We start from the raw sequence: 20,612 nt of genomic DNA on the forward strand, positions 1-20,612 counted from the left end.
TCGCGATTCTTCACACGATCGCAACCTGCTCCTCCCCACCCCTCGGTGATCGAGGGGGTTGCCGCTCCCCTGCTCACCGGGGGGTGCGGGGAGGGGGAGGTCAGTCGTGCCGGTCGGCGGGGGCGGCGCGGCGAGCGCGGGCGAGGGCGGCGCGGTCGGTCGTGGCCAGAGCGGACAGCGCCAGCAGCAGGTCCGCGGCCGTCAGCAGCACCCGCGAGCCGAGCACCACCACCGCAGCTCCCCCGCCGCCCAGCGCCAGGGCCACCACCGCCGCCAGGGCCAGCTCGCGGGCCCCCGCCCCCGCCGGCGCCAGCACGACGAGGAAGCCCACGACCCACGCCAGCGCGTACCCGCCGACCGCCAGCGCCAGCAGCCGCCCCGCCGGCCAGCCGCTCCCCAGCGCGTGCGCCAGCACGAAGACCTGCAGACCCACCGCCAGCCAGGACGCCAGCGCCCAGCCCGCGGCGGCCAGCAGGCCCCGGGCCGTCACCGGGTGCTCCAGCGGCTCCTGGCGCGCCAGCCGCAGCAGCGCGCCCAGCAGCCGGTTCAGGACGGCCGGCACCAGCAGCACGAGCAGCAGCGGTGCCAGCCAGCGCACCCGCCCCGCCCAGGCGGACCCCGCGGGGTCCGCCCCGTGCAGCGCGAGGGGCAGCACGCCCGTGGCCAGCAGGCCCGCCGTCGTCATCGACACCAGCAGCGCCACCGCCAGCGCCGAGCCGGTGCGCCGCCGCGGGACGCCCAGGTCGCGGGCCAGCTCCGCCTGCGCGACGAACTGGAACACCGTGCCCGGCACGTACCGGCCCAGCTGGCCGACGAAGAAGACCCGCGCCGCACCCCGCCACGGCAGCGGCGAGCCCAGGTCCGCCAGCACCGCGCGCCACGACGCCCCCGACAGCGCCACGTTCGCCAGCGAGAGCGCGAACGCCGTCAGCACCGCGGCCGCGTCCAGCCGGGCCCACGCGTCCGCGATCGCCGTGCGCTCGCGCACCAGGTACGCCACCGCCAGCGCGAGGGCGAGCAGCAGGAAGCCCCCGCGCACCCACGGCGAGCGCAACAGCGCGAGGACCCGGCGCAGCACGCGGGTCAGCGCCGGCGGAACGTCAGCAGCACGAACGTGTAGTCCAGGCCGGTGCGCGCCCAGTGCACCGGGCGCTGCGGGTGGGCCAGGACCTCGTCGGTCAGCTCCCCCACGAGTCCCAGGCCCACCGCGTCCGCCTGCGCCACCAGCTCTCGCACGTCGGCCGGGGAGAAGATGCGCACAGGGGCGCCGTAGGCGGTGATCCCGGTCGTGTCCGGCGGGTCGGCGTCGTAGTCGGTGGACAGGCACAGCACCCCGCCCGGGCGCAGCACCCGCGCCGTCTCGGCGAGGAACGCCGCCACCGGCACGCCGTGCTCGATCACCGACATGCACGTCACGGCGTCCAGCGAGCCGTCCGGCAGGCCGGTGTCGGTGACGTCGCCGTGGCGGAACTCCACCCCGTCGCGGTGCACGGGGGCGCCGAACTCCAGGTTGATGCCGGCCAGGGCGCCGCGCTCGGCGCCGAGGCCGTACAGCCGCAGCCACGGCAGCACCGGGGAGTAGCGGGCGCTGCCGGCGTCCAGCACGCGCGCGGAGCGCGAGCCGTCGTCGGCGAGGGTGAGCACGGCCGCGACCGCGCCGAGGGCGTCCCAGTTCTTCGGACTGTCCGGGTGCGGGGGCAGCCGCAGCCGCTTCGCCTGGGCGACGGCGTCGGCGACCTCGGCGGCGTCCTGCAGCACGCCGGTGCGCGGCACGCCGCTGGGCACCGGCCGGCGCGCGGGCGGGGCGGCGAGCTCGCGGTCGGCGAGCCGCTCGCCGAGGCGGCGCTGCACCCCCACCCGCGCCCACAGCGCGTGCTCCGCGCCGCGCTTGGCCAGGGCCAGGGCGCGCCCGCCGGGCGGGGCGGCGGCCGCGGAGCCCTCGGCGGCGCGGCGCAGCGCCGCCAGGTAGGCGAACCACGGCTCCTCCAGGTCGGGCGCCTGCACGCCCTCGCGCAGCCGCTGCAACCCGCCGTCGAGCAGGCGCAGCAGCCCCTCGGCCAGCGCCGGGACGCTGCCGGGCTCCACGAGGACGCCGTCGACGCCGTCGCGCACCTGCGCGGGGAACGAGCCGGTGCGGGTGGCCACCACGGGCAGGCCGTGCGCGAACGCCAGCAGCGCGTTCTGCGAGGCCGTCGCCGAGCGGTACGGCAGCACCAGCGCGTCGTGCGCGGCCAGCAGCGCGGGCAGGTCCGCGGCGGGCACGTACCCCTCGCGCAGCTCCACCCGCTCGCGCAGGTCCGGCGCCGCCGCCAGCTCGCGCACCGTGCGCCCCGCGTCGCCCCACAGCTCCCCGGCGATCGTCAGCCGCGCCGCCGGCACCGCGCGCAGCGCCTCCAGCAGCAGGTCCACGCCCTTGTAGCCGCGCACCACGCCCAGGCTCAGCAGCCGCACCCCGCCGTCGCGCGCCACCCGCGAACCCGACGGGCCGGGCAGCGGTGCACCACCGGGCAGGTGCGGGGGCAGGTCGGCGACCTCCACGCGCACCGCGCCGTGCGCGCGGGCCACCTCGGCCTGCGCGTCGGTGTGCACCAGGACCCCGTCCACGCTCGACAGCAGCCGGCGCACCAGCAGCGCGTCCCCGGGCCGCGACTCGTGCGGCAGGACGTTGTGGGCCACCACGACGGTGCGCGCGGCCGAGCCCGCCGAGCGCAGCCCCGCCAGCACGCCCAGCAGCGCCGGCACCTGCACGGGCACCACGTGGGTCAGCACGACCAGGTCGGCGGGTGCGAGGCGCCGGCCGGTGCGCACCCACGAGGCGGGCGAGTTCCACGCCAGGGAGCGCACCGTGGGCTCGAACCGCGGCACCTCCGGCACCCCGCCGGGCACCTCCGGGCGGCCGGGGTAGAGCACGGCGGGGTACTGCCGCGCCCACGAGACGAGCCTCACCTGCGCACCGGGCCCGGCGGCCAGCCGGCGGGCCAGCTCAGTGGTGTGCAGGGCCGTGCCGCCCTTGGCGGGGTGGGCAGGGCCCACCACGGCGGCGCGCCGCCGCTGGCCGCTCACGAGGAGTCCCGCGAGCGCACCACGAGGTCGGCCAGCAGCGCCACCGACCCGATGAGCAGGCCGGACACGAGCAGCAGCACCGTGTTCGCCGGGAAGTAGAACGCGTGCCGGAACATGTCGGTGACGGCCTTGACGAACCCGAGGCCGAACAGGAACAGCGCCAGCGGCATGAGCACGCGCAGCGGCTCGAAGTACATGACCATCCGCAGCACCTGCAGGATGTAGCGGTAGGCGTCCTTGACGAAGTGGAACTTCGAGGTGCCCGCGCGCTTGGCGTACGAGGTGGGCACGTACTTGACGTCGTGCTGGTTGCACAGGAACGCCAGCGTGATCGTCGTGACGCAGCTGAAGCCGGGCGGCAGCAGCCGCAGGTACGGCAGCGACACCGACCTGCGGAAGGCGCGCAGGCCCGAGTTCAGGTCCGGGATGCGCTGGCGGGCCAGCACCTCGGCGACCTTGCGGATGACGAACTTCGCCGGCACCCGCAGGACCTTGTGGGTGCCCTCCTCGGTGGTGCGCGCCCCCACGACCTGGTCGTAGGAGTCGTCCTCCAGCAGCACCCGCACCAGCTCGGGGATGCGCTCGTTCTCGTACGTCATGTCCGCGTCGGTCCACACGACGATCTCGCCGCGGGCCATCTGCGTGCCGATGCGGCGCACCGTGCCGGAGCCGCCGTTGCGGCGGAACGCCACCACGCGCAGGTGCGGGTAGCGCTGCTCGGCCTGCCGCAGCACCTCGAGGGTGTCGTCGGTGGAGGCGTCGTCCACGGCCAGCAGCTCGTACGGCATGCCGTCGGCGTCCATCGCCGCGGTGATCCGCTCGATCTCCAGCAGGACGTGCGCCTCCTCGTTGTAGCAGGGCAGCACGATCGTGGCGACGGGCGGCGCGTCCTCACCCACCGGGGGCGGCAGCGGGCCGGGGCCGCCGGCGGGAGCCACCGGGACGGGCGGGGACGCGGCGGCGTCTGCGGGGAGTTCGGGAGCCATGGCGCAGGGGAGCTTACCCAGGCCGGCGGGGGGATCCCGGCGCCGAGCGCCGCGGCGCGACGTGCAGCATGTGGGCGTGGACCACGACCAGCGCAGGGCGCAGCGCGCCACCCAGGCCCGTTCCTTCGGCGCGGCCGCCGCCGTGTACGAGCGCGCCCGTCCCGGCTACCCCGCCGGAGCCCTGGACTGGGTGCTGCCCCCGGGCGCCCGCCGGGTCCTGGACCTGGGCGCCGGCACCGGCAAGCTCACGCGCCTGCTCGTGGCGCGCGGGCTGGAGGTCGTCGCGGTGGAGCCCACGCCGGGGATGCGCGAGCAGTTCGCGGCGGTGCTGCCGGACGTGGAGGTCCTCGACGGCACCGCTGAGGACGTGCCGCTGCCCGACGGCAGCGTGGACGCGGTGGTCATGGCGCAGGCGTGGCACTGGGTGGACCCCGAGCGGGCCGCGCCCGAGGTGGCGCGGGTGCTGCGCCCCGGCGGGTGGCTGGGGCTGCTGTGGAACGTGCGCGACCCCTCGGTGGACTGGGTGGCGCAGCTGGACCGCACCCTGCCCGGGGCGGGCGAGGAGCAGCTGGGCAGCCTCGCGCCGCGCGTGGGCCCGCCGTTCGGCCCGGTGGAGCGCTACGACGTGCGCTGGAGCCAGCCGATGACCCTCGAGGGGCTGCTGGAGCTGACGCTGTCGCGCAGCTGGGTCATCACCCTCGACGAGGAGGGCCGGCGCGAGGTCCTGGACGACGTGCGCGCCCAGGCCGAGGCGCGGCTGACGGGCGCCGGCACGCTCGAGATGCCGTACGTCACGCGCTGCTCGCGGGCGAAGCTGCCCTGAGGCGCGCCCGGGCGGCGGGCTCAGGCGGGGGGCTCAGGCGGCGGGCTCGGCGGCGGGCTCGGGGGCGACGCCGGTGACCAGCTCCACGGTGATGGCCTGGCCGCCGTCGGGGCGCTCGGTGAGGACGCGCTCGTCCTCGCTGGTGCGCACCCGCGCGACCGTGACGGGCTCCTCGACGCCGAGCGCGCGCAGCGTGTCCACCGCCGCGAGGTCGCCGCCGGCGGCGACCAGCACGGGCCGGCCGCCGGCCGCGCGCACCCGCTCCGCCTGCCGCTGCACCGCCGCGCGCAGGGTGTCCAGGTACTCCTCGGTGCCGGGACGACCCTGCGCGGTGGGCACCACGATCGAGGCGGCGGGCACCCCGCAGGTGCCGCGCAGCACCTGCGGCCACTCGTTGCGCGAGCGCGGGTCCACGGCGAGCGCCACGTCGCCCTCCTCGAAGGAGGCGCACGCCGCGGCGACGGCGGCCAGCTGCCCGCGTTCGGTGCGCTGCCCGGCCAGGGGGGCCGTGGCCAGCGCCGCCGGCACCACCAGCAGCACCGCCCCCACGGCCCCCAGGACGGCGCCCGCCCCGCCGCCCGGCAGCACGCGCGCCACGTGGGCGGGCAGGGTCCGCACCGCCCACGCCAGCGCCGCGGTGGCCAGCAGGACGACCGCGGGCAGCACCAGCGGCACGAACCGCCGGTCGGCCCACGGGTGGTCGGGGGTGATGCCGGGGCGGTACAGCGTCAGCAGCGTCGAGCCGACGGCCACCACGTACGGCGCCGCCCACACCGGCAGCGGCGCGCGGCCCTGCAGCGCCGGCACCAGGCGCGCCAGCAGCACGACCGCGGCGGCTCCCGCGGCGGCCACCGCGGGCCAGCCCAGGTACCAGGCGAGCCAGTCCACCGAGTGCTCGGCGTAGGTGCGCCCGCCGTCCACCGGCAGGCCCTGGGACAGCTGCAGCCCGGCGACCAGCCTGCTGCCGGGGTCCTCGGGGTCCTGGCGCACCACCAGCCACAGCGGCCGGCTCGCCAGGCCCACCAGGACCAGCGCCAGCACCGCGGCGAGCACCGGGCCCAGCCGCGGGCTCGTCGACCACCGCAGGCGCGCGAGCCGTCCGGTGCGGGCCAGCCGCAGGCCGGCCCCGGAGAGCACGGCGAGGCCCACCAGGGCCGCCACCAGCGGCAGGAGGGAACCGGCGATCGTGCCCAGGTAGGGCCGCGAGTACGCCACCGCCGCGGCCGCCGCCAGGACCGAGGTGACCGCGGTGCCGGCCAGCAGGGCCCGGGCGGCCGGGTGGCGCAGCGCCGCCAGCACCGCCACCACCGGCAGCAGCAGCGCGACCTCGCGCAGGTAGTCGATGCGCACGAAGCCGCAGGCGCCCAGCAGGAGCCCCGCCCCGCCGCCCAGGCGCGCGGCGAGCGTGGGGGTGGCCGCGGCGGCGGTGGCCGCCACCAGCACCGAGGCGGCCGCCGCCAGCACGAGCAGGGCCGGGACCTCCGAGTACGTGGAGCGGTTCACGTGCAGCACCGGCTGGGCCAGGGCGAACGCCCCCGCCGCCAGGGGCGCCCAGCGCGGCCCCACCAGGCGCGCGGCCAGGCCGGCCACGGCCAGCAGCGCGGACGCGCCCACCAGCGCCGGCGCCAGCAGCAGGCCCTGCCAGCCGGCTGCCCACTCCCCCAGCGAGTACAGCGCCGGCGCGCCGAGCAGGAACTGCGGCACGACGTCGGTGCCGACCTCGTAGAAGGCGGGGCTGGCGATCGTCACGTTGGGGTCGGCCAGCGCCTCCGCGCCGCCCAGCGCGGCGAGGGAGGGGTCCACGGGCAGGCCGTGGCGGGTGGCGAGGTGGTGCGCGTACAGGGCCTGCGAACCGGCGTCGCGGCGCAGCACGACGTGCTCGGCGCGGGTCAGCGCGGCCCACAGCCCCCCGCCGACGGCGACGGCGGCGCCGGTCAGCGCCGCCCACGCCGGCGCCGGCACGGCCGGCACGGCCCAGGCCAGGCGCCCGGCCAGAACGGCGACGACCAGGCACACCGGCACGGCGGTCCACGGGGCCCACAGGTCCAGCAGGACCAGCGGCACGGCGACGGCGGTGACCGCCGCCACGGCCGCGGCCAGCGCCACCGGCACCCGCGTCAGCAGCGCGCCGGCCCAGGCGGGGCCGGGGCGCACGGCGCGGTCGGCGGGAGCGGCGTCGGCGCGGGGGGCTGCGGGCACGCCGGGACGCTAGCGGCTCCCGCCGACGCCGCCCGCCACCCGCCACGCCCCGCTCCGCGGCGACCGGGGACGCGCCGCGCCCCCGGTCGCCGCGGGGCGGGGCGGCCGGGACCGCTGGAGGCGCGGGGCGGGGGCCCGGGGCCGTAGCGTGGGGCCGTGCCGCCCCCCGCCCCCCGCTCGGTGCCCGCGCTGCTGCAGACCCTCACCGCCGGCGACCCCACCGCACCGCGCCTGACCTTCTACGGGGAGCGGTACGCCGCCACCGGCGAGCGGGTGGAGCTGTCCGCGCGGGTGCTGGCCAACTGGGTCGCCAAGACGGCGAACCTGCTGGAGGAGGAGTTCGACGCCGCCCCCGGCACCCGCGTCGCGCTGGACCTGCCCACGCACTGGCGCACGCTCGTGTGGCAGCTGGCGGTCCTGTCCACCGGCGCCCACGCCCTGACCGGCGCGCACCCCGACGCCGACGTGCTGGTCTCCGCCGACGCCGCCGCGCTGGGCGGCGAGGGCCCGGCGGACCGGGTCGCGGTGTCCCTGGCACCGCTGGCGACGTCCTTCGGCGCCGAGCTGCCCGGCGGCGTCCTGGACTACGCGCGCGTGGTCACCGGCTACGGCGACGTGCACGCGCCGGTCGCCGAGCCCGCGCCGGGGGACGGCGCCCTGGACGCCCTCGCGCACGGCTCGCTGCTCGGCGAGGCCGCCGGCGCGGGCGCCGCGTGGCCGGTGGGGGTGCGCCTGCTCACCGACGTCGGGCCCGCCGAGGCCGTGCGCGGGCCGCTGGCGGCGTGGTGCCGCGGCGGCTCGGTGGTGCTCACCCCCGACCTGGCGGCGCTGCCCGACGCGGTGCCCGCCCAGGAGCGGGTGGACGCGCGCCTGCCGCGCGGCTGAGGTGCCGTCGCTCCCCCGCCCGCCCGCCGCGCGCACCGCGCTGCACGCCCTGGCGCTGGTCGCGGCCGTGGCGGCGGTCACCGCGGGGCTGGGCGCACTGGGCCTGCCGTCCCCGGCGCTGTTCGCCGGGCTGCTCGCGGGACTGCTCGACGCGCTGCTGGTGCCGCGCCCGCTGGCGCTGCCCCGCGGTGCCGGCACCGCCGGGCAGGCCGTCGTCGGGGTGACGATCGGCACGCTGGTGCAGCTGTCGACCCTGGCCGCCCTCGGCGAGCACTGGCTGCCGGTGCTGCTGGTGACGCTGGGCACGCTGGCGCTGAGCCTGGGCACCGGGGCCCTGCTGGGCCGCCACCGGGACGTGGACCCCGTCACCGGCGCGTTCGCCCTGGTCGCGGGCGGAGCCGCCGGGCTGGTCGTCATGGCCCGCCAGCTGGGTGCGGACGAGCGCGTGGTGGCGGTGGTGCAGTACCTGCGGGTGCTGGTGGTGGTGCTGTCGCTGCCGGTGGTGCTGCGGGTGGCGTTCGGGGTGCGTTCGGACGGCACCGCGGTGGCCGGCGTGGACGGGTCCCCGTGGGCGGGGCTCGTGCTGGCGGCCGGCTGCGGGCTCGCGGGCCGCTGGCTGGGCCGGGTCGCGCACCTGCCGGCGGCCTCGCTCCTGGGCCCCATGCTGCTGGCGGCGGCGCTGTCGCTGGGCGGCGCGGCCGACGGGGTGCGGGTGCCGGCGGCGCTGGAGACGCTGGCGTACGCCCTGATCGGCCTCCAGGTGGGGCTGGGGTTCACCCGGGCGAGCCTGGCGAGCGTGGCCCGGGTGCTGCCGGCGGCGCTGGCGCTGATCGTCACCGGTATCGCCGGCAGCGCCGGCCTGGCCGCGCTGCTGTCGGCGGCGACCGGGCTGCCGCTGCTGGACACCTACCTGGCCACCACGCCGGGCGGGCTGTACGCGGTGCTGGCCGCGGCGGTCGGCTCCGGCGCGGACGCCACGTTCGTGCTCAGCGTGCAGGTGCTGCGGCTGCTGGTGATGCTGCTGGCGGCGCCGGTGCTGGCGCGCGCCCTGGCCGGCGGGTTGCTCAGGCGCCGCCGGGGGACGCCGCCACCAGCCGGCCCGACCCCGTGACGGTCAGCGGGTGCTCGGCGGCCGTGGCGAAGGCGGAGCGCCCGCGCACCAGGTCCACCTCCCCCGTCGTGGACGCCACCCGCACCTCGCCCTCCAGGCACAGCAGCGCGCGGGGCACGGCACGCTCCCAGCGGGTCGCGGCGCCGGGGCGGGCGTCCAGGACGGTCAGGGCGAAGTCGTCGACGTCGCCGGGGGCGAAGACCACCTCGTGCTCGGCGACGCGCCGCGGCGGCAGCAGCGGCGGCGGCAGGACCCGGAAGTCCAGCACCCGCAGCAGCTCGGGCACGTCCACGTGCTTGGGGGTCAGCCCGCCGCGCAGGACGTTGTCGGAGCTGGCCATGAGCTCCACGCCGGTGCCCGACAGGTAGGCGTGCACGTTGCCCGCGGGCAGGTACAACGCCTCCCCCGGCGCCAGGCGCACCTGGTTCAGCAGCGTGGACACCAGCACGCCCGCGTCGCCGGGGTGGTGGGCGGCCAGCAGCACCACGCAGCGGGCGGAGTCGTCGTCGACGTCGCGGCAGGCGGTGGCGACGGCGCCGGCCAGCGGGGCGGCGGCCTCCTCGCCGGCGCCCAGCAGCCGGGCGGTGGCGGCGCGCAGCGCGGCGCCCTCGTCCGCGCCGGCGAGGTCGGCGATCAGCCCGTCCAGCAGCTCCGCGGCGGGACCCGGCAGCTCGGGCAGCTCGAGGCCGGCGAGCAGCTCGCGGGCCGCGGCGGGCGGGCGGAACCCGGCCATCGCCGCGAACGGCTCCAGCGCGTACAGCAGCTCCGGCTTGTGCTCGTCGTCGCGGTAGAGCCGGTGCGCGGCGTCCAGCGGGACGCCGGCGGCCTCCTCCTGCGCGAAGCGGCGCTGCGCGGTGGCCCGGTCGGGGTGCGCCTGCAGGGACAGGGGCGCGGCGGCCGACAGGACCTTCAGCAGGAACCCGAGCCGGTCGCGGTGCCGCTGCGGGCCCAGCACGCCCGCCGGGTCGGCGGCGACGACCTCGTCCAGCGGCCGCGGCTCGCCGCCGGCGGGCACGGCCGTGGACGGGGCCGCGGGGTGGGCGCCGATCCACAGCTCCGCCTGCGGCCGGCCGTCGGGTTCGGTGCCCAGCAGGTCGGGGATCGCGTGCGCGGAACCCCAGGCGTAGGGCTGGACGCGGTTCTCGAGGACGAACACCTCCGGCACCTTAGGGAACGGAACGCGCCCGTGGGGGTGAACGAGCGTCCAGGGACGCCCCGGGGGCCACCGCCCGTGACTACGATCACGGGCATGAGCGTTCTGGTGACGGGCGGTGCCGGCTTCATCGGCTCCCACGTGGTGCGGTTGCTGCAGGAGCGCGGCGACGACGTCGTGGTGGTCGACGACCTGTCCAACGGGCGCGCCGAGCGCGTGGGCGACTCCCCCCTGCTGCAGGTGGACCTGGCCGCCGAGGGCGCCCAGGACGTGCTGCGGGGCGCCTTCGCGGAGCACTCCGTGGACGCCGTGGTCCACTTCGCCGCCCGCAAGCAGGTCGGCGAGTCCGTCGAGAGGCCCGCCTGGTACTGGCAGCAGAACGTCGGCGGCCAGGCGAACCTGCTGCAGGCCATGCAGGACGCGGGCGTGGGCCGGCTGGTGTTCTCCTCGTCCGCCGCCACGTACGGCGCCCCGCCGGTGGCCGTGGTGCGCGAGGACGGCCCCGCCGAGCCCATCAACCCGTACGGGCAGACCAAGCTCGTGGGCGAGTGGATGAACCGCGCCGCGGGGGTGGCGTGGGGGCTCCGCTCGGCGAACCTGCGCTACTTCAACGTGGCCGGGGCCGGCTGGCCCGACCTGGGCGACTCGGTCGTCATGAACCTGATCCCCATCGTGTTCACCGCGCTGGACGCCGGCCGGGCCCCGGTCGTCTTCGGCGACGACTACCCCACCCCCGACGGCAGCTGCGTGCGCGACTACGTGCACGTGCTGGACCTGGCGGAGGCGCACCTGGCCGCCCTGGACCACCTCGCGGGCGACACCGCCGAGGAGGGCCACGACGTCTTCAACGTCGGCACCGGTGCGGGGGCCTCGGTGTTCGAGGTGCTGCGCGTGGTGCGGGAGGTCACGGGGGTCGACGTGGAGCCGGAGGTGCGCGCGCGCCGCGCCGGTGACCCGCCGCAGCTGGTCGCGGACGTCTCGCGCATCCGCGGGGAGCTCGGCTGGACGGCCTCGAAGGACCTGCGCGACACCGTCGCCTCGGCGTGGGAGGCGTGGCGGGCGGCCCGCTGAGCCGGGCGGGCACGGGCCCGCTCAGCCGCCGGGCACCGCGACGCTGACGAGCAGCAGCACGGGCACGCACAGCACCGTGGTCAGCAGCACCGTGTCGCGGGCCAGCTCGACCCCGGCGCCGTAGCGGACCGCGAAGGTGAAGACGTTCTGCGCCGTGGGCAGGGCGGCGACCACGGTCGCGGCGTACGTGCCCGCGGGGCCGACCCCCAGCCCCCACCGGGCCGCCGCGTACGTCACCGCGGGCTGCACGACCGCCTTCAGCGTGGTGGCCAGCAGGACGTCGGTGCGCCGCCAGCTCGACGAGACCCGCCCGTGCAGGGACATGCCGAACGCCAGCAGCGCCCCGGGCACCGCGAGCCCGCCCAGCAGCTCCAGGGGGCGGTCCAGCGCGGTGGGCAGGGACGCCCCGGTGGCGCTCAGGGCGAGCCCGGCGGCCCCGGCCAGCAGGACGGGGTTCAGCAGGGGCGCCACGAGGCGGCGCGCGCGGGCGGCGCGTCCCGGTGGCCGTGCGCGCTCCCCGGTGACGTCCAGCACCGCCAGCGCCACCGGGGAGAGCACCACCATCTGCAGCAGCAGCGCCGGCAGCACGGCCGTCAGGTCGCCCAGCACGTACGCGGCCACCGGCAGCCCGATGTTGACGGCGTTGACGTAGCAGGAGGACAGGGCGCCGATCACGGTCTCGCGCACGCCCAGGTGCAGGCGCCGGCGGGCCAGGACCCACCACAGCACCGCGCAGACGGTGACCCCCGCGCCGGTGAGGACCACCTGCTCGGACAGCAGCTCGCGCGGGTCGGTGCCGGCGAGCGTGCGCACCAGCAGCGCGGGGGTGCCCACGAAGAACACCAGCCGTGAGATCACCGCCTGCGCGCCCGGCCCGAGCGCGCCGGTGCGGCCCAGCAGGTAGCCGACGGCCACGACGCTCGCCACGACGACGAAGCCGGTCAGGACACCGCTCACGCTCGCCGGCCGGCGGGGACGGGCGGGGGTGGCGGCACGCCCCGAGGTTAGGGCGTGCCGGGCACGTCCCGGACCACCACCGGGGGCTGGTCCGCGGTGCGTCGCCGTCGCGAGCGCGGCTGGCGCCGCACGTCACCGCCGGGCCGGCAGCGGCGGCGTGACTAGCCGGCCTCCTCCTCGCGGGAGCGCCTGACGTACCAGGCGGCGAGGAAGTAGAGCCCCACGACCGTGAAGGTGATCTTGACGAGCCACATGAGGGGGCTGCTGTCGTCGTGCCACAGGGTCCACGACAACGCCGCGAGGGCCGCGTAGAGCATCCCCGCCCGCTTGGACTGCTCCAGCGTCTTCGTCGCCCGCCACCAGGGTTGCCTCGCCATGGCGAACAGTGTGACGCGCCGGCGGGGTGCGCGGGGCGGTGGCGGCGGGAGCAGCCCGCCTAGCGCAGGAGCAGGACGTTGCCTGCGCGAGCACGAAGCGATCGCTGCAGGGTTCACCCCGTTGACGAGCCAGACGTCCCCGGACGATCACAAGGCGTACTACCCGGGGGCGCAGGCGACCCCCATCCACCTGACCGGCGATGCCGACACCGGTCGCCTGCTGGGTGCTCAGCTGGTGGGCCGCTACGGCAGCGAGGTGGCCAAGCGGGTCGACACCTACGCCACCGCCCTCTTCCACGCCATGACCGTCGAGGGCCTGGCCGATCTGGACCTGGCCTGCACCCCGCCGCTGGGCTCGCCCTGGGACGCGGTGCAGATGGCGGCGCAGACGTGGACCAAGACCCACGGCGCCCACCGCTCCATCCCGCAGCAGTCGCAACCCGCCAGCCACTGACCACTGCCCGACCAGTGAGCGACCAGTAACCGATCAAGGAGATCCTCGTGAGTGACAAGCCCAGTGCGATCTTCGTCTGCGTGCACAACGCCGGGCGTTCGCAGATGGCCGCCGGGTTCATGACCGCCCTCTCGGGCGGTGCCGTCGAGGTCCGCTCGGCCGGCTCCGTGCCCGCTGATCAGATCAACCCCGTCGCCGTGGAGGCGATGGCCGAGGTCGGCATCGACATCACCGGCGAGCAGCCGAAGATCCTCACCCCCGAGGCGGTGCAGGCCTCCGACGCCGTCATCACCATGGGCTGCGGGGACACCTGCCCCTTCTACCCGGGCAAGCGCTACGAGGACTGGGAGCTGACCGACCCCGCCGGGCAGGGCCTCGAGACCGTCCGGGCGGTGCGCGACGAGATCCGCGGCCGGGTGCAGGCCCTGCTGGCCGACCTGCTGCCGTCGGGCACTGCGACCCGGGCGGGTCGGGCGTGATCCCCACCGCCGGGCTCATCACCCTGGGTCAGACGCTGGGCGCGAGCACCGAGGAGCTGGAGGCGCAGGCCTTCGCCGGCGCCGACGAGCAGGACGGCGGTGAGGACGCGGTGCGCGAGGTCGTCATCGTCGGCTCCGGCCCCTCCGGCTGCACCGCGGCGATCTACACCGCCCGCGCCGCCCTCAAGCCCGTCGTCATCGCCGGTGCGGTCAGCGCCGGCGGTGCGCTGGTGGGCACCACCGAGGTGGAGAACTTCCCCGGCTTCGCCGACGGCGTCATGGGCCCGGACCTGATGGACTCCATGCAGCGCCAGGCCGAGCGCTTCGGCGCCGAGCTCGTCTTCGACGACGCCGTCGAGCTCGACCTGACCGGACCCGTGAAGGTCGTGCGCGACCGCACCGGGCGCACCTACCGCTCCCGCGCGGTGGTCCTGGCCACCGGCTCGGGCTACCGGCGCCTGGACGTGCCCGGCGAGGAGCGCCTGACCGGGCACGGGGTGTCCTGGTGCGCCACCTGCGACGGGTTCTCCTTCCGCGGCAAGGACGTCGTCGTCGTCGGCGGGGACTCCGCGGTGGAGGAGGCCACCTTCCTGACCCGCTTCGCGGACTCCGTGACGCTGGTGCACCGCCGCGACACTCTGCGCGCCTCGAAGATCATGGCCGAGCGGGCGGCGGCGGACCCGAGGATCACCTCCGCCTGGAACAGCCGGGTCGTGGAGGTCCTCGGCGAGGACAAGGTCGAGGCCGTGACGCTGGCCGACACCGTCACCGGCGAGCAGCGCCGCGTGGAGACCGCCGGGGTGTTCATCGCCATCGGCCACGACCCGCGCAGCGAACTGCTGACGGGCCAGGTGCGCACCGACTCCGAGGGCTACGTGCTGGTGGACTCACCCACCACGCACACCGACCTGCCCGGTGTCTTCGCCTGCGGTGACCTGGTCGATTCGCGCTACCGGCAGGCCATCACCGCCGCCGGGACCGGCTGCGCCGCGGCCCTGGACGCCGAGCACTACCTGATGGGCCTGGACGACGCCCGCCTGACCGGCGACGCCGTGCAGGCGGCCGTCATCTGATCGCGTTTCCTGAGCCCGCCCGCTGAGCCTGGTCCTCCGAGCTGCGGAGCACGCCGGTGACCCCCCGGTCCCTGCACCGGGTAAGGGGCGGTCCATCGCGGGTAGAGGAACTGCATGACCAGAGCGCAGCGGTCCTCGCCCCGTCGCATCCTCAGCCCGTTGCAGGACTTCCTGCACGACGAGGCCGCCGGCGGGATCGCCCTGGTGGCTGCGGCGGTGGTGGCCGTGGTGTGGGCCAACAGCGCCTCCTCCGATGCCTACGGCACCTTCTGGCACCACGAGCTGACCCTGGGGTGGGGGCAGGCAGCGATCACCGAGGACCTGCAGCACTGGGTCAACGACGGGCTCATGGCGATCTTCTTCTTCGTCGTCGGCCTGGAGATCAAGCGCGAGCTGGTCGTCGGGGAGCTGCGCGATCCACGCGCGGCCGCCCTGCCCGCGATCGGCGCGGTCGGCGGCGTCGTCGTGCCGGCGCTGATCTTCCTGGCGCTGGCCAGCGGCCCGGAGCGGGCCGGGTGGGGCATCCCGATGGCCACCGACATCGCCTTCGCCGTGGGCGTGCTGGCCCTGCTGGGCAAGCGGGTACCTGCCGGGGCCAAGCTGCTGCTGCTGACCGCCGCGATCGTCGACGACATCATCGCCATCGCCGTCATCGCGATCTTCTACACCGACAGCGTCTCCTTCGCGTGGCTGGCCGGGGCGGTGGCCGGGCTGGTCGCGGTGGTGCTGCTGCGCCGCCTCGGCGTGCACGCCATCTGGCCCTACGTCCTGGTCGGCGTGGTGGTGTGGGTGTGCACCCTCGAGTCCGGGGTGCACGCCACCATCGCCGGGGTGGCGCTGGGACTGCTGACCCCCACCGGGCAGGTCGGCGGGCGCGATGTGCTGCACACCCTGGAGCACCGCCTGCACCCGGTCACCGCCTTCGTCGTCGTGCCGCTGTTCGCGCTGGCCAACGCCGGGGTGGACTTCCGCGGCGGGCTCCTGGGGCAGGCGATGGGCGCCTCGCTGACCTGGGCGATCGCGCTGGGCCTGGTGGTCGGCAAGGTCGTCGGCATCAGCGCGGCGGTGTGGTTGTGCGTGCGCACCGGCTCGGGCCGCCTGCCCGAGGGGGTGCGCGCGCTGCACGTGCTGGGGGTGGCGGCGGTGGCCGGCATCGGCTTCACCGTCTCGTTGTTCATCGCCGAACTGGCCTACGCCGACGCCGCGCTGGTGGCCACGGCCAAGGTGGGCATCTTCACCGGCTCGCTGCTGGCTGCCGTCATCGGCGTGGCGGTCATGCTGCTCGCCGGGCGCGGGCAGCGTGCGACCGATGCCACTGACACCAGCGGAAGCACCACCAGCGAGAGCACCAGCGCCGGAGGCCTCGGTGACCCTGGCAGCCCCGGCACCCGTGGCACCGGCAACCCCGGTGGCGACGGCGCAGGGTCCGGCCGCGCCCACCGCTGAGCACGCCTGAGCCCCTGGAGCGCACCCGAAGGTGATCACGGTGGTGCTGCCGGCGCGAACACGGTGCCGCAGGAGACCGCCGGCAGGAAGGCTCCAGCCGGTGAGCGGCAGATCGTCGGGGCGGGGACGGTGGCCGCTCACCGCGAGGACCAGCCGCCGTCGGAGGCGATGGTCTGCCCCGTGACCCACTCCGCTTCGTCGCCGAGCAGCCAGGCGACGAAGCGGGCGGTGTCGGTGGGGTGCTCCACCGAGCTCCGGGATTCGCCTCGGCCACCGCGGCACGCGACCGCTCGTCGGCGTAACCGGTGTCGTTGGGTCCGGGGTCGATGCAGTTCACCGTGGTGCCGCGCGGCATCAGGTGGACCGCGAGGCTGCGGGTGAGTCCTTGCAGAGCCGCCCTGGAGGCGGTGTACGGCAGCTCGGCGGGCATGGCCCCGTGGTACTGCCCGGAGGTGAACAGCAGCACCCGCCCCCGGGGCGGATGTCGTCGTGCTGGGCGGCGAAGGCCTGGACGAGCAGCGGACTGGCACGGGTGTCGACCGCGTGGCTGAGGTCCAGCTCAGCCGCGGTCAGGTGCTCGAGGTCCTGCGTGCTGCTGCGGGCGTGGTTGGCGACGAGGGCGTCGACGTGGCCGAAGACGTCGTGGGCGGCGGCGAGCACGGCCGTGGGCGCGTCGGGGACGGCCAGGTCGGCGCTGAGGTGCTCGACGCGACCCCCCGCCCGCCGCAGCTCGTCGACCAGGGCCTCCGGGCCGCCGGGGTCGGCTCCCCAGGGCTGTTCGGTGTCGTGGGTCGACCAGGAGTGCAGCAGGACCGCCGCGCCGTCGGCGACGACGCGGCGGGCGACGGCAGCGCCGATGGCGGCGCGCCGGCCGGCTCCGGTGACGACGACGCGCCCGTGCAGGGTTGCGCTCACCCCCGGATCATCCCCCTCCCCGGTGCGGCTCGCGACGGGCGACGGGTGCGCGTCCACGGCGACGGGGGCGAGCGGTGGCGTTGCTAGGGTCGGACGACTCGTCCGGGTGTCCCGGACCCCGGCGGGCCGGCGAGGTCGGCCGGTCCGCCGCGCCCGCCCTCCCGACCGTCCTGGAGACGCTCCGTGATCGACGCCCTCGGCAACCCCCGCTCCGTGCTGCTGCTCGGAGGCACCTCGGACATCGGCCTCGCCGTCGTGGAGCGGCTCAGCCCGCAGCGCTCGCTGGAGGTCACGCTGGCGGCCCGTCCGGGCGAGCGCCGCGACGCGGCCGTCGACCGCCTGCACCGGCGCGGTCACGCGGTCCGCACCGTCGACTTCGAGGCCACCGACACCGCCTCGCACGAGCGGGTCGTCGCCGAGGCGTTCGCCGCCGGGGACGTGGACGTGACCGTGCTGGCCTTCGGCGTGCTGGGCGACAACGAGGAGTCCTGGCAGGACCCGGACGCCGCCGAGCTGGTCGCGACGGTGAACTACACCGCCCCGGTGCGCCTGGGGGTCCTGCTGTCGCAGCGGCTGCGCGCGCAGGGCCACGGCGTCCTGGTGGCGCTGTCGTCGGTGGCGGGCGAGCGGGCGCGCCGCTCCAACTTCGTCTACGGCTCCTCCAAGGCGGGCTTCGACGCGTTCTTCACCGGGTTGCGCGAGGCGCTGCGCCCGGCGGGTGTGCGGGTCGTCGTGGTGCGCCCGGGCTTCGTCACCACGAAGATGACCGAGGGGCTGAAGGCGGCCCCGCTGTCCGTATCCGCGGAGCAGGTGGCGGAGGTGGCCGTCGACGCCGTGCGCACCGGCAAGGAGACCGTGTGGGCTCCGGAGCCGATGCGCTGGGTGATGTCGGCCCTGCGCCACGTCCCGGCGCCGGTGTTCCGCAGGCTGCCGCTGTGACGGCGCCGCGGGTGGGGCAGCAGCGCGGACGGTGACGAGCGAGGTCGATCTGAGCACTCAGGCACGCACGGAGCGGGCGGGGCCGCGGGTCCCGCTGGCGCGTGAGCGGGCTGGTGCGCTCCCGCAGCGGCCGGCCGCGACGCGGCGCGACGGGCGGGGCGGGCCGTGGTGGCCGGACGCGCTGGTCGGTGCGGTGTCGGCGCTGGTGGCGCTGGCGGTGTTCAGCTGGCGCGTGGGCGTGCCGAGCCCGTGGCGCGACGAGGCCGTGACGGTGGCCGTCGCGCGCCGCAGCGCCGAGGAGATCTGGCGCCTGGTGCAGCACGTGGACCTGGTGCACGCGCCGTTCTACTTCCTGGTGCACTCCCTGTTCGGGCCCTCGACGACGGTGGTGCAGGCGCGCTGGCCGTCCGTGCTGGCGGCGGCCGCGACGGCTCCGCTGCTGCACGGCCTGGCCCGGCGGCTGGCGCTGCCGGCGGTGGGCCCGCGCACGGCGCGGCTGGCCGGCGTGACGGCGGCGGCGCTGTGGGTGGCGACGCCGCTGGTGAGCCGCTACGCGCAGGAGGCCCGCCCGTACGCGCTCGCGACGCTGGTGGCGACGGCCTCCGCGTACCTGCTGGTGCGCGGCAGCGGCTCGGCCCGGTGGGGCTGGTGGGCGGGGTACGCGGTGAGCCTGCCGCTGCTGGCGGCGCTGAACACGCTGGCGCTGATGGTGCTGCCCGCGCACGCCGGGTGGCTGCTGCTGCGGGGCGCGGGTGCTCGGCGCCGGGGCGCGCTGGCCGGCGGGGCGGGCGTGCTGCTGGCGCTGCCGCTGCTGGTGGCGCAGAGCACCCAGCAGGGTCAGGTGGCGTTCCTGCGCCCGCCGCCGCTGCGGCAGCTGGGCGAGCACGTGGTGTTCGCGCTGGGCTCGCCGGTGACCGTGGCGCTGGCGGCGGTCGCGGTGGTGCTGGCGGTGCGGTGGGCCAGGGCCCGCGCGCTGCTGGAGGTGGGGCTGCTGTGGGGTGCGGTGCCCGTGCCGGCGCTGTGGCTGCTGTCGCAGGCGCACCCGCTGTGGACGACCCGCTACCTCGTGGTGGTGACGCCGGGGACCTGCCTGCTGCTGGCGGCGGCGGTGACCGTGGCGGCGCCGCGGCGGTGGCGGGCGCGCTCGCGGGTGCTGCCGGCGGTGCTGCCGGCGGTGGTGGCGCTGGTGCTGGTGGCCGTGACGGCGGTGGCGGGGCTGCGGATGCAGCTGGTGTTCCGCGACGCGGAGCTCGGCCACGCCGAGGACCTGCGCGGCACCGCCGAGCACATCGCCGAGCACGCCCGCCCCGGTGACGGGCTGCTGTTCGTGCCGGACGGCGAGTACCGCTACCGGGTGCTGACCCAGCTGTACCCGGACGCGTTCGAGGGGCTGCGCGACCTCGCCCTGGCCGAGCCGGCCGCGGAGTCGGCGACGCTGGTCGGAACGGTGGTGCCGACGGGTGAGCTGGCGGGTGCCCTGGAGGGGACCCGGCGGATCTGGGTGGTCGGCGGCGCCGGCCCGCTGGTCACCGCCGGCGAGCAGGACCGCGAGACGGTGCGGCTGCTGCAGGAGGACTACCGCCTCGCGCACGAGCGGCACCTGCGGGCGTTCGGGGTGCGCCTGTACGTCGCCCAGGACGGTCCGGGAGCCGTGCTCGAGGCCGCGCCGGGAACGTGACCGCCGCCGCCACCGCCGGCCCCGGCGGCGGCGCACGGCGACCGGCGCGCCCCACCGGTTCCCCCCGCGTCGTTCACATCGCCTCCACGGTCGTCTAGCTTTCGTCCCTGGTGGAGCGTCGCCGACCGGCGGCCCCTGGTGACGACGGACGGAGCGCCCCGGCGATGACCCCTGACCCGCAGCGACGACGAACCCCGCACGCATCGCGCCGCGCAGCCGCGCCGGTGAGCCGCCGGGCGGCGCTCGCCGGGACCGGTGCCGGCCTGCTGGCCCTGCTGACGGCTCCCGGGGCGCAGGCCGCCCCGGCCGCGGCGGGTGGTTCGGGTCTGACGAGCGCCTCGGCGCTGCCGCTGCCGGCGTCGGGTTCCACCCGTTCGCTGCCGCTGGCCGCGGGGCTGCGCGCCCCGGCGCCGCTGCTGCGCACGGCCCCCGGAGGGGGCGCGGCCACGGCGCTGCCCGACGGCGGCGGCGCGCTGGACGCGGAGGCCGCCGAGGTCACGCTGGACGTCAGCGGCGGCAGCCTGCTCGGCGTGGTCCTGCCTGCCGGGGCGCAGGGGCCGGTGTCCGTGCGGGTGCGGCGCGCCGGCGGCGAGTGGGGGGCGTGGAACGAGCTGACGCTGGTCGACAGCGCTCCCGACCCCGGCACGGACGAGGCCGCGGTCGTGGCCACCGAACCGCTGTGGACCGGAGAGCTGGACGCCGCGCAGGTGCAGGTGCGCCTGCGCGCCGCCGACGCGGCCGGCGCCCGGCTGGAGGTCGTGGACCCGGGGCGCTGGGAGGGCGACGCGGCGGCCGCGGCGGGGGCGCGGCGGCTGAGCAGCGCCGTCGGCGCGCAGTCGCTGGAGACCCGGGAGCTGCTGGAGGCCGAGGCGCTCAGCGCGGTGGCGCAGCCGGGGATCCGCTCCCGCGCGGCCTGGGGCGCCGACGAGACCCTGCGCAAGTCCTCCGCCTCCTACGCCAGCACCATCAAGGCCGCCGTCGTCCACCACACCGCCGACCCCGG

Annotated in this window: 16 protein-coding genes and 4 pseudogenes; 11 read left to right on the forward strand and 9 right to left on the reverse strand. The window is 77.1% G+C overall.

Features of this window, described 5'->3' with window-relative positions; all coding sequences use genetic code 11:
• Window positions 1–100 precede the first annotated feature (100 nt).
• The 3 genes from ACRYR8_RS00935 to ACRYR8_RS00945 are packed head-to-tail and all read right to left on the reverse strand — an operon-like array spanning window position 101 to window position 4,049.
• Window positions 101–1,078 (reverse strand): lysylphosphatidylglycerol synthase domain-containing protein, encoded by a 978-nt coding sequence (locus ACRYR8_RS00935; protein WP_432482187.1) that lies wholly within the window; start codon window positions 1,076–1,078, stop codon window positions 101–103.
• Window positions 1,079–1,083: 5 nt separating this feature from the next.
• On the reverse strand, window positions 1,084–3,063 hold the full coding sequence (locus tag ACRYR8_RS00940) for a glycosyltransferase (protein WP_432482188.1): 1,980 nt from the start codon (window positions 3,061–3,063) through the stop codon (window positions 1,084–1,086).
• On the reverse strand, window positions 3,060–4,049 hold the full coding sequence (locus tag ACRYR8_RS00945) for a glycosyltransferase family 2 protein (RefSeq protein ID WP_432482189.1): 990 nt from the start codon (window positions 4,047–4,049) through the stop codon (window positions 3,060–3,062). Before ACRYR8_RS00945 ends, ACRYR8_RS00940 begins: the two co-directional genes overlap by 4 nt.
• 76 nt (window positions 4,050–4,125) lie before the next feature.
• Between ACRYR8_RS00945 and ACRYR8_RS00950 the strand changes: the two genes are divergently transcribed.
• On the forward strand, window positions 4,126–4,872 hold the full coding sequence (locus ACRYR8_RS00950; protein ID WP_432482190.1) for a class I SAM-dependent methyltransferase: 747 nt from the start codon (window positions 4,126–4,128) through the stop codon (window positions 4,870–4,872).
• Window positions 4,873–4,905: 33 nt separating this feature from the next.
• On the opposite strand, the gene ACRYR8_RS00955 is transcribed toward ACRYR8_RS00950, so the two are convergent.
• Window positions 4,906–7,071 (reverse strand): hypothetical protein, encoded by a 2,166-nt coding sequence (locus ACRYR8_RS00955; RefSeq protein WP_432482191.1) that lies wholly within the window; start codon window positions 7,069–7,071, stop codon window positions 4,906–4,908.
• 156 nt (window positions 7,072–7,227) lie between these two features.
• On the opposite strand from ACRYR8_RS00955, the gene ACRYR8_RS00960 reads away from it, so the two are divergent.
• Both ACRYR8_RS00960 and ACRYR8_RS00965 read left to right on the forward strand, forming a co-directional pair.
• A complete protein-coding gene (locus ACRYR8_RS00960; RefSeq protein ID WP_432482192.1) occupies window positions 7,228–7,956 on the forward strand; it encodes a TIGR03089 family protein in 729 nt (242 codons plus the stop codon).
• Between the two features lies 1 nt (window position 7,957).
• Window positions 7,958–9,067, forward strand: coding sequence for an AbrB family protein (locus tag ACRYR8_RS00965; RefSeq protein WP_432482193.1), 1,110 nt, complete (start codon window positions 7,958–7,960; stop codon window positions 9,065–9,067).
• On the opposite strand, the gene manA is transcribed toward ACRYR8_RS00965, so the two are convergent.
• Window positions 9,021–10,223 carry a mannose-6-phosphate isomerase, class I gene (gene manA / locus ACRYR8_RS00970; RefSeq protein ID WP_432482194.1) on the reverse strand — a complete coding sequence of 401 codons (1,203 nt, stop codon included), beginning with the start codon at window positions 10,221–10,223 and terminating at the stop codon, window positions 9,021–9,023. The genes ACRYR8_RS00965 and manA overlap by 47 nt on opposite strands.
• Window positions 10,224–10,316: 93 nt before the next feature.
• Between manA and galE the strand changes: the two genes are divergently transcribed.
• Complete coding sequence (gene galE, locus ACRYR8_RS00975) at window positions 10,317–11,291, forward strand: UDP-glucose 4-epimerase GalE (RefSeq protein ID WP_432482195.1); 975 nt, start codon at window positions 10,317–10,319, stop codon at window positions 11,289–11,291.
• 21 nt (window positions 11,292–11,312) lie between these two features.
• Here galE and ACRYR8_RS00980 read toward each other — a convergent pair whose 3' ends face one another.
• Together ACRYR8_RS00980 and ACRYR8_RS00985 are read right to left on the reverse strand one after the other, a co-directional pair.
• Window positions 11,313–12,248, reverse strand: coding sequence for an AEC family transporter (locus ACRYR8_RS00980; RefSeq protein WP_432482196.1), 936 nt, complete (start codon window positions 12,246–12,248; stop codon window positions 11,313–11,315).
• Between the two features lie 161 nt (window positions 12,249–12,409).
• Window positions 12,410–12,625 carry a hypothetical protein gene (locus ACRYR8_RS00985; protein WP_432482197.1) on the reverse strand — a complete coding sequence of 72 codons (216 nt, stop codon included), beginning with the start codon at window positions 12,623–12,625 and terminating at the stop codon, window positions 12,410–12,412.
• 82 nt (window positions 12,626–12,707) lie between these two features.
• Here ACRYR8_RS00985 and ACRYR8_RS00990 point away from each other — a divergent pair.
• The 4 genes and pseudogenes from ACRYR8_RS00990 to nhaA form a co-directional block, all read left to right on the forward strand.
• A pseudogene (locus ACRYR8_RS00990) lies at window positions 12,708–13,079 on the forward strand (CoA-disulfide reductase); the annotation flags it as partial.
• Between the two features lie 47 nt (window positions 13,080–13,126).
• Window positions 13,127–13,558 carry an arsenate reductase ArsC gene (locus tag ACRYR8_RS00995; protein ID WP_432482198.1) on the forward strand — a complete coding sequence of 144 codons (432 nt, stop codon included), beginning with the start codon at window positions 13,127–13,129 and terminating at the stop codon, window positions 13,556–13,558.
• 17 nt (window positions 13,559–13,575) lie between these two features.
• Window positions 13,576–14,631 carry a thioredoxin-disulfide reductase gene (gene trxB / locus ACRYR8_RS01000; protein ID WP_432482220.1) on the forward strand — a complete coding sequence of 352 codons (1,056 nt, stop codon included), beginning with the start codon at window positions 13,576–13,578 and terminating at the stop codon, window positions 14,629–14,631.
• A 114-nt stretch (window positions 14,632–14,745) separates the two neighbouring features.
• Window positions 14,746–16,077 carry a Na+/H+ antiporter NhaA gene (gene nhaA, locus ACRYR8_RS01005; protein ID WP_432482199.1) on the forward strand — a complete coding sequence of 444 codons (1,332 nt, stop codon included), beginning with the start codon at window positions 14,746–14,748 and terminating at the stop codon, window positions 16,075–16,077.
• 340 nt (window positions 16,078–16,417) lie between these two features.
• Here the strand turns inward: nhaA and ACRYR8_RS01010 are convergent.
• Window positions 16,418–16,507, reverse strand: a pseudogene (locus tag ACRYR8_RS01010) (SDR family oxidoreductase); the annotation flags it as partial.
• A 122-nt stretch (window positions 16,508–16,629) separates the two neighbouring features.
• A pseudogene (locus ACRYR8_RS01015) lies at window positions 16,630–17,049 on the reverse strand (SDR family NAD(P)-dependent oxidoreductase); the annotation flags it as partial.
• A gap of 126 nt (window positions 17,050–17,175) precedes the next feature.
• Here ACRYR8_RS01015 and ACRYR8_RS01020 point away from each other — a divergent pair.
• From ACRYR8_RS01020 to ACRYR8_RS01030, 3 genes and pseudogenes are all read left to right on the forward strand, one after another.
• Window positions 17,176–17,931: a decaprenylphospho-beta-D-erythro-pentofuranosid-2-ulose 2-reductase gene (locus ACRYR8_RS01020; RefSeq protein ID WP_432482200.1), complete on the forward strand. Its 756-nt coding sequence runs from the start codon at window positions 17,176–17,178 to the stop codon at window positions 17,929–17,931.
• A gap of 31 nt (window positions 17,932–17,962) precedes the next feature.
• The gene (locus ACRYR8_RS01025) at window positions 17,963–19,609 is read left to right on the forward strand and encodes a glycosyltransferase family protein (RefSeq protein ID WP_432482201.1); all 1,647 of its coding nucleotides are present in this window, start codon (window positions 17,963–17,965) and stop codon (window positions 19,607–19,609) included.
• Window positions 19,610–19,833: 224 nt separating this feature from the next.
• A pseudogene (locus ACRYR8_RS01030) lies at window positions 19,834–20,612 on the forward strand (hypothetical protein); the annotation flags it as partial.

Source organism: Kineococcus esterisolvens (assembly GCF_050871405.1).
GTDB lineage: Bacteria > Actinomycetota > Actinomycetes > Actinomycetales > Kineococcaceae > Kineococcus.

Coding starts and splice junctions, on each gene's coding strand:
- galE (WP_432482195.1), top strand. CDS start 10,317: ATGAGCGTTCTGGTGACGGGCGGTGCCGGCTTCATCGGCTCCCACGTG.
- ACRYR8_RS00945 (WP_432482189.1), bottom strand. CDS start 4,049: ATGGCTCCCGAACTCCCCGCAGACGCCGCCGCGTCCCCGCCCGTCCCG.
- nhaA (WP_432482199.1), top strand. CDS start 14,746: ATGACCAGAGCGCAGCGGTCCTCGCCCCGTCGCATCCTCAGCCCGTTG.
- ACRYR8_RS00985 (WP_432482197.1), bottom strand. CDS start 12,625: ATGGCGAGGCAACCCTGGTGGCGGGCGACGAAGACGCTGGAGCAGTCC.